9 protein-coding genes and 1 pseudogene are annotated in these 14,990 nt (G+C 43.4%); 6 read left to right on the top strand and 4 right to left on the bottom strand.

What is annotated here, in order from left to right:
• Positions 1-77: 77 nt before the first annotated feature.
• Entirely contained in the window at positions 78-2,012 is a 1,935-nt protein-coding gene (locus IM479_RS04645; protein WP_287686425.1) for an NACHT domain-containing protein, read from the bottom strand.
• 582 nt (positions 2,013-2,594) lie between these two features.
• Here IM479_RS04645 and acsF point away from each other — a divergent pair.
• Together acsF and IM479_RS04635 are read left to right on the top strand one after the other, a co-directional pair.
• Positions 2,595-3,671 carry a magnesium-protoporphyrin IX monomethyl ester (oxidative) cyclase gene (acsF, locus tag IM479_RS04640; protein WP_287686424.1) on the top strand — a complete coding sequence of 359 codons (1,077 nt, stop codon included), beginning with the start codon at positions 2,595-2,597 and terminating at the stop codon, positions 3,669-3,671.
• 157 nt (positions 3,672-3,828) lie between these two features.
• A complete protein-coding gene (locus IM479_RS04635) occupies positions 3,829-4,362 on the top strand; it encodes a zinc ribbon domain-containing protein (RefSeq protein WP_287686422.1) in 534 nt (177 codons plus the stop codon).
• A gap of 340 nt (positions 4,363-4,702) precedes the next feature.
• Here the strand turns inward: IM479_RS04635 and IM479_RS04630 are convergent.
• A pseudogene (locus tag IM479_RS04630) lies at positions 4,703-5,041 on the bottom strand (transposase family protein); the annotation flags it as partial.
• A gap of 181 nt (positions 5,042-5,222) precedes the next feature.
• On the opposite strand from IM479_RS04630, the gene IM479_RS04625 reads away from it, so the two are divergent.
• From IM479_RS04625 to clpB, 3 genes are all read left to right on the top strand, one after another.
• Positions 5,223-5,687 (top strand): hypothetical protein, encoded by a 465-nt coding sequence (locus IM479_RS04625; protein ID WP_287686421.1) that lies wholly within the window; start codon positions 5,223-5,225, stop codon positions 5,685-5,687.
• Positions 5,688-5,847: 160 nt separating this feature from the next.
• Entirely contained in the window at positions 5,848-7,749 is a 1,902-nt protein-coding gene (locus tag IM479_RS04620; RefSeq protein ID WP_287686419.1) for a thiamine pyrophosphate-binding protein, read from the top strand.
• Positions 7,750-8,031: 282 nt separating this feature from the next.
• Entirely contained in the window at positions 8,032-10,650 is a 2,619-nt protein-coding gene (gene clpB / locus IM479_RS04615; protein WP_287686418.1) for an ATP-dependent chaperone ClpB, read from the top strand.
• 772 nt (positions 10,651-11,422) lie between these two features.
• Here the strand turns inward: clpB and IM479_RS04605 are convergent.
• Positions 11,423-12,367 carry a hypothetical protein gene (locus tag IM479_RS04605; protein WP_287686417.1) on the bottom strand — a complete coding sequence of 315 codons (945 nt, stop codon included), beginning with the start codon at positions 12,365-12,367 and terminating at the stop codon, positions 11,423-11,425.
• A 191-nt stretch (positions 12,368-12,558) separates the two neighbouring features.
• Here IM479_RS04605 and IM479_RS04600 point away from each other — a divergent pair, with 191 nt between their 5' ends.
• On the top strand, positions 12,559-13,515 hold the full coding sequence (locus tag IM479_RS04600) for a glycosyltransferase family 2 protein (protein ID WP_287686416.1): 957 nt from the start codon (positions 12,559-12,561) through the stop codon (positions 13,513-13,515).
• Positions 13,516-13,621: 106 nt separating this feature from the next.
• Here IM479_RS04600 and IM479_RS04595 read toward each other — a convergent pair whose 3' ends face one another.
• Complete coding sequence (locus IM479_RS04595; protein WP_287686415.1) at positions 13,622-14,815, bottom strand: glycosyltransferase family 2 protein; 1,194 nt, start codon at positions 14,813-14,815, stop codon at positions 13,622-13,624.
• Positions 14,816-14,990: the final 175 nt, after the last annotated feature.

Raw genomic sequence — 14,990 nt, 5'->3', positions numbered from 1 at the left:
TCCGAAAGTCCTTGACTTGTTTCAGTTTTTCTATTAAGCTCAACATATATTTTAAAAGTTGGCGGTCACTTTTCATTTTACCTGACAGTGATCGCTTTTACTTTTGATATTCTGATGGGAGAATGAAACAGCCCTAGGGTTAATCCCCCTTCAGTTCCTCGCTTGCTAAAGCGATCGGCAAATTCGGTTGCACAAAAATATTCCAGAAAGGTGCGATGAACAAAACCGAAATAGTCGTTGCCAACATGACAAATAATGAAATCTCGTTGACGTAATTGGTCAATCAGTTTTCCTGCAACCTTCAACGGATTGGGTATCTCCCGCGACCTCAGATAAGCAGTCAATTCTGCCTCCAGTGCATCGCGATGGATCAGATTTCCTTTTAGCCCCTCTTCGCTAGCTTGCATATAAAAAGCAACGCGGCGTAGCATAGCTTGTTTAGCCCGCAAATCGACATCATCTAAAGTCAACTGCATTTGCTTGTAGTCAATGTCCCAGTGGTGCAGCAATACCTTGGAGGATTCCTCATACAGGTCTGCTCGCTTGCGGGGTAGCTCTTGCTTGCGGTTGAGAATCGCCATCATCGTCAACAATAAGGGGTTTCCTGCCAGTTCTCGAATGGCGGTCGAGTCTTTAATCGCTGTTTGTAGTCGTTGGCGGATCTCTGAGCGCTCGTGGTCAGTCTCATCCACCAAGGCTAACCGATGCCATTTCTGCACAAAATCCCGAATCTGCGAATCATTCAAATCTTCTAGGGTGAAATGTCGAAACTCCGCATTTTCCAGCCTTCCTGATTTGTAGCCAATAATCCGCGAGGTGACAATCACACGCGCACGCTTATATTTGTTGGTAAAGGCAATAATCTCTGTAATCACCCCATCGCGAATATGAGCATCGAAAATCTCGTCTAGGCCGTCAAACATCACCAGCGCATTGCCCGATTCCAACTGCTCATCTAACTGCAATTGATTCAACTCGCAAATTTTGCGCTTACCCTGATGAAAAAACTCCAGAAAATCCTTGGGCTTATTTTCATCCGTCACATACTGACGTAACTCAATCAGTAATGGAATTTGAGCCGTCGGGTTTTCTGCCCAATCCAAGGCCAGATACTGCAACAACGAGGATTTTCCTGCTCCCGGATCACCCAGAATCACCGCGTAGGGACAATCGGGATCGCGCAAAATCTCCAGCACTGGATGCACAGGTTTTTCCAGAAATAATTGCCTGTACTGCTCCCATTCGTCAGGGGAAACATTCTGAGGCTTTTGCTGTAATCCTTTGGGGAATTCATACCTTGATGGCGGTAACGCCTCCCGCACATTCTGTGGTACAAAAATACTCCATAATCTGACTTTGTATTGGCTATAGGTGATATCAACGGCATTCAGTTTCAATCGATCATAGGTTTCGCGCAGACTTTCGCAATAGCGCTCCAGATCGAAATCTGGCACCACGCCAGCTAACTGCTGCGTCGTCTGATTTATGTCAACCAGTTGCTTAGTGGCAAATAACTCCTTTAACTCCTGAGACTCACCAATCATGTCCTCAACGCGGTTTAAATAAACCCGTCCAATTTTCCCCCAGCTAAACTCTTCGGGAAGATTTGGCAATTGCATCTCAGACCAGACTGCTCTCAAGCTCTTGCCATCCAGTGCTTGACATCCCGGCTCAAATGCCTTTGACAACCAGGATTTGACCGCTTTATGGCGAATAAATTTTTGCAAAGCAGGATTGTACTTTTGCAGGTCTGCTTTTCTCATACCGGATGCTTCTAATTCTTGTTGCACCAGGTAGAGAAACTGAGCGATCGCTTTTCCCATTACTACAGCAAGTGCATCCTTCTGGAATCGCCTAATACCAGACTTGAGAGAATCCTTGAAAAAATCTTTGACAAAATCTTCTCCCGCTCCTTTTGTCAGATCCCCCAAGACCGTTCCCAGGTTTTCAAGCACTGCCCCAAAGGCGAATCCTGCTAACTGTTTTGCTCCCCATAGCACTAGCCATTCCATCTAGTTTTTCCCTCTAAAAAAGCACTAAAAACCAAACTTCGATCTTATGCAACCACAGCCCCTACAGGTCTTGCATCAATCTTAAGGGGCGAATATTTTTTGGCCTAACTACATATTATGGGTCAACTTTCTGTATAACACCCCATTTAGGCGCAATCACCAGAACTTTTCCCCTATATCACACCCAAAAGCGTGTTAGCCAGATTAGCATATTGCCAAAAACCTTGTTGGCTCTCTTATTCTTTGTGTAATAAGTTTAACTTATATAGTAGTGATCGATCTCTGTGTCCTTTGTGCCTCTGTGGTTCGTTCCATGGGTTTTCAGTTCACCGATTACTGATGACTGTTTACTGATCACCGAACAAACCCCACCTCCCCGAACAGTTGTCAAGACTCCTGGGGAAAAAGCCGCGTTTGTTTACACAGCTTAATTAAGAGTTGTAACTTTTAATGAACAGGAAGGGAGTCTAGGGCTGAGAGCTTGCTATAGTGAATCCTAGCCGTTTTTTCACGGCTCCTCATTATCAAGTCAGAGCCTTTACTCGTCTCAATCATCATCCCAGAGTAAAATCAATAATCCCTATGGTCAGCACGATCCAAAAACCAGAATTCGAGGAAATCCGTCCGGGTATAAAAGTTCCCGCTAAAGAAACGATCCTCACTCCCCGCTTCTACACCACTGATTTTGAAGCGATGGCGGAAATGTCGATCGCCGCTAACGAGGAAGAACTGAAAGCGATTTTAGAGGAATTCCGTACCGATTATAACCGGCATCACTTCGTTCGCAATCAAGAATTCGATCGCTCTTGGGAGCATATTGATGGCGAAACTCGCCGCTTATTCGTGGAATTTCTGGAAAGATCCTGCACGGCCGAATTTTCCGGCTTTCTTCTCTACAAAGAACTCGGCAGACGTTTAAAAAACAGAAATCCCCTCCTCGCAGAATGCTTTAACCTCATGTCCCGGGACGAAGCGCGTCACGCTGGGTTCCTTAATAAGGCTTTATCGGATTTTAACCTCTCCCTTGACTTGGGATTTTTAACCAAAAGCCGTAACTACACCTTCTTTAAACCGAAATTTATCTTCTACGCCACCTATCTTTCCGAAAAAATCGGCTACTGGCGCTATATCACCATTTATCGTCATCTCGAACAACATCCCGAAGATCGGGTTTATCCGATTTTTAACTTCTTCGAGAATTGGTGTCAAGACGAAAACCGTCACGGGGACTTCTTCGATGCGATCATGCGCGCGCAGCCTGATATTCTTAATGATTGGCGCGCTCGTCTCTGGTGTCGTTTCTTCCTGCTTTCGGTCTTCGCTACGATGTATCTCAATGATACTCAGCGTTCTGGTTTCTACGCCATTCTCGGTTTGGACGCTCGCGAGTACGATAAGTATGTGATCGAGAAGACCAATGAAACCGCTGGCCGCGTCTTCCCGATTGTTCTCGATGTGGATAGTCCTGAATTTTATGATCGCCTAGAGATTTGTGTTGGCAATAACGAGGGATTACGGGCGATCGATAGCGAAAACAGTGCCGCACCAGTTAAATTACTGAAGAAATTGCCTATCTTCGCCTCTAACGCTTGGCAATTCCTCAAATTGTACCTGATGAAACCGATTCGGGTCGATAAATTAGCCGGTAGCGTCCGTTAAAAAGTTTGTTTTCTTGAGACATGGTGAGGGTGGGTTAAACCACCCTTTTTTTGTCGATAAAATTCTTAAGAAAATCCTCTAACATTTCTATCCTCGCTAGACTGGATCCTAGGGGTGTTAACTAGCTTTTTACTTTTTACTTTTTACTGTCAAAAATATGGCTATTTATAGTGAATTACCCACAGGACAACGTCTCTATCTCGATAATCAAGGGCTGCAGACGATTGTAACTCTCGCTAGTGGTGCAGTGGGACAACAACAGCAGTCTAGCAGTAGTTTTGCTACGGGAGTTTGGACAAAAGAACCCCAAATAGAGATAATTCCCCAAGGGGCAATTATTGAAATTATCACTGAAACTGGAGCCCACAGAATCCAAATTCAAGGAAGCAGTATCGGTTTTTCCTCTCCTCATACCTCTGGAGTTTCTCAGTCCTCTCAATCGACCACTGCTACCAGTTTCTCCTCCTCACCGATGCAACCGATGCAACCGATGCAACCGATGAAAATGGGTAATATGTCGATGAATTTTGCCCCCATGGAAATGCAAATGGGAGATATGAAAATGAGTATGGGAGACGCAAAAACCGTCAGTCAAGTGCGATTTTGTCGTCAATGCGGGGCAAAAGTAGCGGCAACCGATCGCTTTTGTAGTAGCTGTGGTCATCAGTTACCCCAGACAAAGAGTTTTTAGAACGACGGGGTTTTAAACCCAATTTTCCGATAAAGCCGTCCTAAAAGGACGGGGTTTCAGAGCCAATTTTTCGATGAACGATCAACGAGATATTAACAAACTCAACGCTGGCTCTGTAGTGTCAGTGCGAGGAAGCATCATTGATGTCTATAAAAATTTGGCTAGTTTTGTTGAATTATCGCTCGGCAACCTTCAGAGTTTTTCTTAATTTTTAAAAACACAACTCTCAACCTCTAAATTAGGTTCTCAATTCAGTTTGTGAGAAATGCGGGATCTAACCCCCCCTTGCCTCTTGCCTCTTGCCTTTCTTCACTAGGAAATTTATTTTGCACGACTACTTACAATTTTTTACTCTCTCATAAATCATCGATTCATAGCGGCTTGTATGATGCTGTCTTAATCTGATCAAACTCAATCTTTCGCTAATATACTTTTGGCACTTTTGACAATGAAACTGGCGGCGTGGTACTTCTAAATATACTGAACTGCCTAATATTGATAAATCTCTGACTAGATTATACTCTGTCTGATTGATTCTGTCCAAGATTTGATGGCAATTATGACATTCAATTGTTTCATTTAAAAGAGCGAGCTTTAGGAAAATTGTCTGAGCAATTTTTTGATAATTGACCACTGTTACATTTGGTAAATCGAGGAGTTGATCAAAATTTATCCACATAACCCACCTCCTGTTCTGTGTTACCATTATACCATGCTCACACAGAACCTAGAAGAGCCCGGATTTGACGATTTGGTAGATTTCTTTTCTTTAGAAATTACTCCGACGGACTATCTTGATATAGTTGAAAGCTGCGGGGTAGATGTTGATGAATATTTAGAGATAATCAACGAGAACCTGTATGATATCGTATAATGCTAGTAATTCTAATCACTGGCAGTCTGTCTGGAATCAAAGCTTTACAGCAGAACCAGCACCGGGAGACAGACCAGAATTAGAGCGGTTTTTTCCTTTACCAGAAATTTCTGTGCCGATTCAGTTAAGCTCTAGTTTACTTGCTTTTTGCGCTACAAGTCAAGGTGCTAATCCTCAATGGAAGCTTGGGGCTAACGTCAAGCGCAAGTATGTCACGGGGTTGACTGTGGGGGGAAACCCTGACGCGGTGGTAGATAGTAAGCGAATTTTTTTAAATCAATTTTCGCTACTTAGATACCCTGTTAGTTTTGGTTCGAGTTATTCCTTGTTAATTTCGGTTCCTTATTGGCACAGACAAATTTCATTGTATTTATGGGAATATACCGGACTGATTATTGACACATCCGAGCAAAAGCTCGATAAACGACCCGCGACGGGTTCCCCCTACTGATAGCGATAGAGAACGCAAGATTTGACAACTTGCGATCGAACTCGATAAAATTCGTGAGGGGTATCTATGATAAGAAATTATTCAATCAATCGATCGGGTGACATTCTAGGCTATGATTTCCCTGACTATAGTTATTTCTCTACATTAAGGAAAATCGACAATGACAGCCTTTCCCATCGATTTGACTGCCTATAAACCCATCAGTCTTGACCCCAGTAACCCCACCCTCACCGACCACCAAAGAAGCACCCTAAAAGCCAATATCCAACTCTGTCGCGATGCTATCATCTTTTTTACCGCCACGGGTGCGGCCCGGGGTGTGGGTGGACACACCGGCGGCCCCTACGATACCGTCCCGGAAGTGGTGATTCTCGATGCTCTTTTCCGCAGTCAACCTAGTCAATTTGTACCAATTTTCTTCGATGAAGCGGGACACCGCGTCGGTACTCAATATCTCCTGTCTGCGTTAGAAGGTTCTTTACCCCCAGAACAATTAATGCACTACCGCGAGGCTAATTCTAAACTCCCCGGACACCCGGAATTAGGATTAACCCCCGGCGTAAAATTTAGTTCTGGCCGTTTAGGACATATGTGGCCCTACGTTAACGGTGTCGCTTTAGCTAACCCCGGAAAAACCGTTTTTTGTTTAGGTTCCGATGGTTCTCAACAGGAAGGCAATGACGCAGAAGCTGCCCGTTTGGCCGTGGCTCAACACATCAATGTTAAGCTGATTATTGATGATAATGATGTGACGATTGCTGGTAATCCTTCCAAATATTTACCCGGTTATGATGTGGCTAAAACTCTCGCTGGCCATGGACTAAAAGTGTTAGTGGGAGATGGGGAAGATATCGATAGTTTGTATCGCAATATCTGTGAAGCAATTAATACTCCCGGCCCGATTGCGATTATTAATAAACGTCCCATGTGTCCCGGTATTGAAGGTTTAGAAGGTTCTAACCACGGTCATGATGTTATTTCTGTACCCTTGGCTTTGAAATATTTAGAGGCAAAAGGACACAGCGCCGCCGTGGAATATCTCAACAGTATTAAGAAGCCTTCTAATGACTATAAATTCCTCGGTTCTGGGGATAAATGGGGTTCCAACCGCAACGTTTTCGGCGAAGCTGTAGTCAGTCTTTTAGGCAAAATGAGCGAGGAAGAACGCAAGGCTAAGGTATTAGTAGTAGATAGCGATTTAGAGGGTTCCTGCGGTCTGAAAATTATCCACGATAAACATCCCGAAGTGTTTATTCCTTCCGGTATTATGGAACGGGGCAATCTTTCGGCAGCCGCTGGTTTTGGTATGGAAAAAGGTAAACAGGGAATTTTCGCCACCTTTGCCGCTTTTCTAGAAATGTGTATTTCTGAAATCACCATGGCGCGTTTGAATTATTCTAATCTTTTATGTCATTTTTCCCATTCTGGTATCGATGACATGGCAGATAATACCTGTCACTTTGGTTTGAATAATTTCTTTGCCGATAATGGACTGGATGACGGTTACGAAACCCGTCTTTATTTCCCGGCCGATGCGGCACAAATGACCGCTTGTGTCGAGGCAACTTTCTATCAACCCGGCCTACGTTTTATCTTCTCGACTCGTTCTAAAACTCCCAATATTCTTGATACTAAGGGTAATAATTTCTTTGGCGATGGTTACACCTTTGTCCCCGGAAAAGATGAAGTGATTCGGGAAGGCACTGCCGGTTATATCATCAGCTTTGGAGATGGTTTATACCGCGCTTTAGATGCAGTGGAACGCTTAAAACAAGAAGGTGTTGACGTGGGTTTAATTAATAAACCGACTCTCAATGTGGTGGATGAAGAAATTATCGCTAAAGTTGGTAATTCTCCCTTTGTTTTAGTGGTAGAAGCATTTAACCGTCGTACGGGTTTAGGTAGCCGTTATGGTTCTTGGTTACTCGAACGCAGTTTAACTCCTAAATACGCCTATATCGGTACTCACCATGAAGGTTGTGGCGGTTTATGGGAACAATTCCCCCACCAAGGTATTGACCCAGTTGGTATCATTAGTAAAGTTAAATCTTTAATCGCTTAGATAGTATTTTAGGGTGGGCTTTAATCAGTAATCAGTAATCAGTAATCAGTAATCAGTGAACATCTTTAATAATTAAGATTTTAGCTTGGTTAAAAATTAGATCATTTGTACTAAAGTTTTCCCAGAAGCCGTTTAAATCCATTACAACTTATAAACTTGAGGCACTTAAATCGCACAGTTGAGGGGAAATCCCCCTGAACTAGGTACGGTAAGCCCCTAGGAGCCGACAAACCAGTCAATCTAGAATAATCTCTAGGGTATAAAAGTAACCTCTTATAGAAAATGCAGCCAACCAATCCACAACAATTTACAGAAAAAGCTTGGGAGGCAATCGTCAAAACGCCGGACATTGCCAAACAGAACAGCCAGCAACAAATCGAAAGCGAACATCTAATGAAAGCCCTACTGGAACAGGAGGGATTAGCGGGCAGTGTCTTTAGTAGAGCTAATATTAGTCTAGCCCGTTTGCGGGATCGAACCGATGATTTTATCCGTCGTCAACCGAAAATATCTAACCCTGGCGACTCGATTTATTTAGGTCGTAGTTTAGATAGTTTACTCGATCGAGCAGAAAATTATCGCCGAGAATTTGGAGATGACTTTATCTCGATCGAGCATTTGATTTTAGGTTACGCTAAAGATGATCGCTTCGGTAAAAATATTTTTCAAGAATTCGGACTTACCGAAAACAAACTCAAGGAAATTATTCAACAAGTCAGAGGTAGTCAAAAAGTGACCGATCAGAATCCAGAAGGCAAATATGAGGCCCTAGAAAAATACGGACGGGATCTCACCCAATTGGCACGGGAAGGTAAATTAGACCCCGTAATTGGACGGGATGACGAAATCCGTCGCACGATTCAGATTCTCTCGCGTCGGACTAAAAATAACCCGGTTTTAATCGGGGAACCGGGAGTAGGAAAAACGGCTATTGTCGAAGGATTAGCCCAGCGGATTATTAACCGCGATGTGCCAGAATCTTTGTTGGATCGTACTCTTATTTCTCTCGATTTAGGCGGCTTAATTGCGGGAGCAAAATATCGCGGGGAATTTGAGGAAAGATTAAAAGCTGTCCTCAAGGAAGTCACCGATTCCCAAGGCAATATCATCATGTTTATTGACGAAATTCATACCGTTGTCGGTGCGGGAGCCACTCAAGGGGCAATGGATGCGGGCAATTTATTAAAACCAATGTTAGCCCGGGGTGAATTGCGTTGTATCGGAGCCACTACCCTCGATGAATACCGCAAATATATCGAAAAAGATGCGGCGTTAGAAAGACGCTTCCAAGAGGTTTTAGTGGATGAACCAAATGTGGTCGATACTATTTCGATTCTTCGCGGTCTCAAAGAACGTTATGAGGTGCATCATGGGGTAAAAATTGCCGATAATGCTTTAGTGGCAGCGGCACTGCTTTCTAATCGTTATATTAGCGATCGCTTTTTGCCAGACAAGGCCATTGATTTAGTTGATGAAGCGGCGGCAAAATTGAAGATGGAAATCACTTCTAAACCGGAAGAACTCGATGAAATTGATCGCAAAATTCTCCAGTTAGAAATGGAAAGACTTTCTCTACAACGGGAATATGATCCAGCTTCGCGAGAACGGTTAGAAAAGTTAGAAAAAGAACTGGCTAACCTCAAGGAAGAACAATCGGGATTAAATGCCCAATGGCAAGGGGAAAAAGAGATTATCGATCAAGTTCGTGGGGTTAAAGAAGCGATCGAACAAGTTAATCTGGAAATTCAACAGGCCGAACGAGATTATGATTATAATCGCGCTGCAGAATTAAAGTTCGGAAAATTAACCGATCTGCAGCGGCAAATGTCCGCCCTAGAAACTCAATTGGCCGACAAACAAACCACCGGTAAAAGTTTATTAAGGGAAGAAGTTCTCGAATCGGATATCGCCGAAATTATCTCGAAATGGACGGGAATTCCTCTCAATAAATTAATCGAATCGGAAAAAGAAAAACTCCTCAATCTGGAAGAGGAATTACACGAAAGTGTCATCGGTCAAGAGGAAGCAGTCACAGCCGTGGCCGAAGCGATTCAACGTTCCCGCGCCGGTTTATCGGACCCCCACCGTCCCACGGCCAGCTTTATTTTCCTCGGTCCGACGGGTGTTGGCAAGACAGAATTGGCGAAAGCTTTAGCGCGCAATCTCTTTGACACCGAAGAAGCCCTAGTTCGCATCGATATGTCGGAATACATGGAAAAACACAGCGTTTCCCGTCTCATGGGCGCGCCTCCGGGATACGTCGGCTACGATGAAGGGGGACAATTAACCGAGGCAATCCGGCGTCGTCCCTACTCTGTCATCCTCTTTGATGAGATTGAAAAAGCCCATCCCGACGTTTTTAACGTTATGTTACAAATCCTTGACGATGGGCGCTTAACCGACTCTCAAGGTCATCTGGTTGATTTCAAAAATACAATCATTATTATGACCAGTAATATCGGTTCTCAATACATTTTAGACGTGGCTGGTGATGAGTCTCGTTATGAGGAAATGCAGGCCCGGGTGATGGAAGCAATGCGGAATAGTTTCCGTCCCGAATTCCTCAATCGTATCGATGAAACGATCATTTTCCACAGCCTACAAAAAGCGCAACTGCGATCGATTGTCAAACTACAGACAGCCAATCTCAGCGATCGCTTGATGGAACAAAAATTAGCCCTGAAACTTGCCGATATTGCTCTCGATTATCTAGCAGAAATTGGTTATGATCCAGTGTACGGTGCGCGACCCTTAAAACGGGCAGTACAAAGATATGTGGAAACTCCGATCGCTAAGGCAATTCTGCGCGGCGAATTCAAAGGGGGAGACACGATTTTTGTCGATGTGGCCGATGAAAGATTGACCTTTAAACGGTTAGCTTCCCCGGTAGTAACTGCTTAATTAGGGTTTGCTGAATAAATCTAAAAACCTTGTTGGATAATATCTTTAGACTTTTTGTCAATCAAAAAGTACCGGATATGGGAGTGATCGGGGGGAAAATTCCGGGACTTTTTCCCTGAAAATTAGGTAATTGAGCAGATGAAAATCGGTAAAACCCTACACCCCACACCCCACACCCTGCCCCCAAGAAAAACTTATTCAGCATACCCTAATTATTAGCAAGGGTGAGCATCTCACTGGTGCGGCGAGTATTAATGCTTAGGGCTTTTAAAAACTATAAAACCTTGAACTTTATCAAAAAGAGAAATGAGATTATTATAGTTGGAACATCGCCAATTCAAAATCTATCTGCATGGCAGGAACAATCCAATGTTATCAGAGTTATCAGAAAATGAAAAAAGAATTCAAGAGTTATCCCGAGAGTTAGGAGTGTGTCTCTAGGAGCAATCCCAAATTAGGAAACTTAAGAGGAGACTGTCAGAGATTTAATGATTGAGTAGGTCAACCCAGAAATCGGTATTTTTTGCTCAAAACAAGCCCGAAAGAAACCGCCAGTCGGACGCTTAGATGTGGTTAATTCTCAACATCTAGCAAAACATGAAAGTTTGTTGAGGAGATGAACATGATAGTATCTGGAATTTATTTCGTGAGATCGGAGAGAAACAGGAAAGAATTGAAATTTTGGACTGGTATCATTTAATCGAAAACCTTCAAGGGAAAACTGCTAGATCTAAGCAATGTACTGTTCTGATAGCCTTGGCATGATTCAGAGCTAAACCCACAGGTCAAAAATTAAATCATAAAATCCTGCTTGTTTGGCTGGAAAATCGCCCCTTTCTATCCTAGCAATAATTGATGGTAAAGCTGCGATGAAAGCAGGGCTTCTCTCCTTCGGGTGTAGACTCCAAGCTCTAGGGTTGGTGAGGTTAATCCTCAGATAATCCGTCTGTTTGAGCTTCTCAGAAATCATAATTTCCCAGGAATCTAATTTGCCCTTTCCAGTCCAGATATTTAGGGCTGTTTTCATGCCTTCTGGCCAATTGTTTACCAACTGCTGCCGGTATTTATTATACCAGATGATAGGCAGGGGTAATAACTCATCAAACCGGTTACATTTGAGCAAATATAGGCGACTTCCAAAATATTTAAATTCATAAAAACCTTGAGAATTTAGTTTGCCCATATCTGATTCACAAAACTTACCATCAGAGATGGGCGGTCCTGTCATAGGACGGACAAACATAATCTGAGGATTTGCTTCCATCAGATCAATTCCTTCAGCAATCCATCTGTAGCTTGGCTCTTGGTACATCATCATATCGCTATCAAAATGAACCAGATAGTCACTCTGACATTCTTCTATCTTAAAAATCGAGCCAAGGATCGGATAGCCTTTATAGTTATGAGTAGGTTTTATGGCACTGCCGAAATGTTTTAGATATAATCGTTCTTGATACCTAGGATCATAATTAAAATCTACAATGCGGTCAACTACCCCCTTGTGCAGCAAAGTTTGTGCACATTGGCGTAAATCTTCCATCGTACCAATACCCAGACGATTAACTTTTTCCCCACTTAAAGCAGCCGTGTCTATGGCTAGCACTTTTTCTTGAAAGGGGAAATTACACATCTTAACTATATGGGGGATGGTAAGCATCATAAATGGTAAGTCGGTTCGCGCTACAAAAAACCAAAGCGAACAAGTGGGAGATGCCATTAATTTTGCCTCTAACTATTTAGATACGGAACGGGGCTTATTATAACATCTTCACAGCTTTTGTTTACCCCTTTTGGCAGTCTAAACCCCGCCCTAGTCCCCAGTCTCATAGAGTTAGTTGACAAGACTCGGGTTTTTGAGGTAATTTTTGAGAAGATGCCCAACTTGAACGATTAATCTCTGACTATTTTATGACTTTCCCCTTTGTCTCGATTATCATTCCTGTTTTTAATGATGTAGAGCACTTGAAAATTTGCCTAGAAGCTCTTGAGCGACAAATATATCCTACGGACGATTGGGAGATCGTCGTTGTCGATAACGGGCCTGATGATAGCATTAAAGATTGCGTGGCTCGATTTCCTCGAGCATCTTATCTGGTAGAAACCATCCCTACACAATTTGCCGCCCGCAACAAGGGGATTAGGGAATGCCGGGGTGAAATCATTGCTTTTACTGATGCCGACTGCCTTCCCGATGCCCACTGGCTGAGAGAGGGGGTAGAGGAGTTGGTCAATACTCCTAATTGTGGTTTGGTTGCAGGTCATATTGAGGTTTTTCCCGAAATCGAAGGCAAGGCCAATGCGGTTGAGCTTTTTGAGATGATCACAGCTTTACCCCAAGAAGAATTAGTTACGAAGATGAAATTTGGTGCAACTGCTAATATTTTTACTTTTAAACAGATTTTTGAAACCGTAGGATTTTTCAATCTCTCTCTTCCCTCAGGGGGAGATTTAGAATGGGGACGGCGAGTTAGTAGAGCAGGTTATCAAGTAGTTTATGCGCCAAAAGCCCTAGTCAAACATCCTGCTCGCAAAACTTGGCCTTCCCTAAGGTCTAGAACCATAAGGGTCATGGGGGGATTGCATCAGATCAACTTAACAAGTTATCCCCATCGGTCTAATTTGAACCGTTTCCGGGGCTTAATCCATGATATTTGGCGAGATTGGCCTAACCTGAACGATTTTCTGGCTATCTACAAAGATGCCAGAATTCCCAACCGAGGCGATCGGCTCAAGGTGGCCTTGGTTACTTTAGCGGTAAAGTGGACAAGGCTCTCTGAGAAAGTTAGGCTGTTTTTAGGGGGAGGATTAAAGACGGACTACAATAGAGATTTACAAGCAGTAGGTATTAAATCAGAAAAGATTTGATATGTAGCGGTTTTCCCTCGCCTGAAGTAAAGTTCTTATATCCCCTGCTGCCGACCGACTCAAACTTAAGACCCTGTACCTCAATAGGGAGCGGCACAGGAATTGTTTAGGTCTTATTTAGGGTTGCTAGATGTGATAACTTTTGTTTAATTTTAATCAGGATAGTTTTAATTCTACTCTTGAATAGATTAGAATTTTTGCTAGAACTTTGAGTTTGGGTGATGAAATTTTCTTCTATCTTAATCCTCAACAACTTAACTTGATCTTCAGAGATTTTATTTTCTAGGTAACTTAGCGCATTTCCTGTGGCATCATCTTGAAAATCTGGACAAAAAATGTTAGTGTTTCCCTGCACTTGACTGACGAAAATGAGCCCCTTAATATAGGCAGTTGCTAGGGTTGCTAAATCTAAATCAGATGGCACAAAGTATTGCAAGATATCTTGGAGAGTCTCCTCTCTTTCTGCCGCCGCTAAAGCGACACCATAGTAAAAAAAAACTGCTCGATTACGGAGCTGATTGTAGCAAGAAATATCAATGGGGGGATGGACGTTTTCTAGCTGAATCAGGCGCGGATCTTCCTTGGTTAAGTAATCCAAAACCTGTAATATCCCTTTTAAGACCCTGAGTGCTTGGCGGCTATGAGAGCCATAACTATTACGGTATCGAGCTAAAAAATCAGGAATATGCAGCAATTTCTGACGGGCTCTGGCAAAGCGAATCCAGATATCCCAGTCTTCGCCCCCCGCAGTACCATCGAAATTGAACCAGCCTACTTTTTGCAGAGACTGCGAGCGGATCATGATACCCGCAATTCCCCCCCAAGTATTGTTTTCCAGAATATTGGGCCAGCGAGGAACTTCACTTTGGTCGAGCTGGCCTAGGATAGTCTGGCCATCTTCTGCCACCATCCAAACGTTGGAGGCAACAGCGGCTGCTTCAGGGTTTTTGCTCAAGCTTTCTGCACACTTGGCCATCATTGACGGAGCGAGCAGATCATCGGCATCTAAAGTGATTAGAAATTCGCCCCTTATCAAAGTGCTGCCATTTTTCCTGGCCGCTACTTGCCCCTGTCGTTCTTGATATAAATACTTAATCTGCTGGGGATATTTCTGGGCGTATTCTTGGCCTACCTGATGGGTGTTATCGGTGGAGCCATCATTGATAATAATTATCTCATGGTTTTGATAAGATTGTTTCAAAACAGATTCCACTGCCTGAGGAAGTAAGTGTCCATGCTGATAACAGGGAATTAATACGGAAACTTTGCCAAGCTCAAAAATGGGATCGTTCTCTAGCATATCTTGCACTTATAGGGGTTTAATATCGGGTTGGCTTGACATCCTCGCCGCCGTAAAACGGACGGCGATTCCTCACCACGCCACTTTTTTAGGGTGGTCGCGTCAACGGGGTTGACGCAGATAGCGAAAAACGCTTAATTGCTTAAGTCTGACACTTTCGACCCGTCCATTTTGA

This window comes from Microcystis sp. M165S2 (assembly GCF_020245885.1).
In the GTDB taxonomy this organism is placed as follows: domain Bacteria; phylum Cyanobacteriota; class Cyanobacteriia; order Cyanobacteriales; family Microcystaceae; genus Microcystis.
Note: the sequence above shows the minus strand (reverse complement) of the source record. Positions and strands in the feature narration are given on the sequence as shown.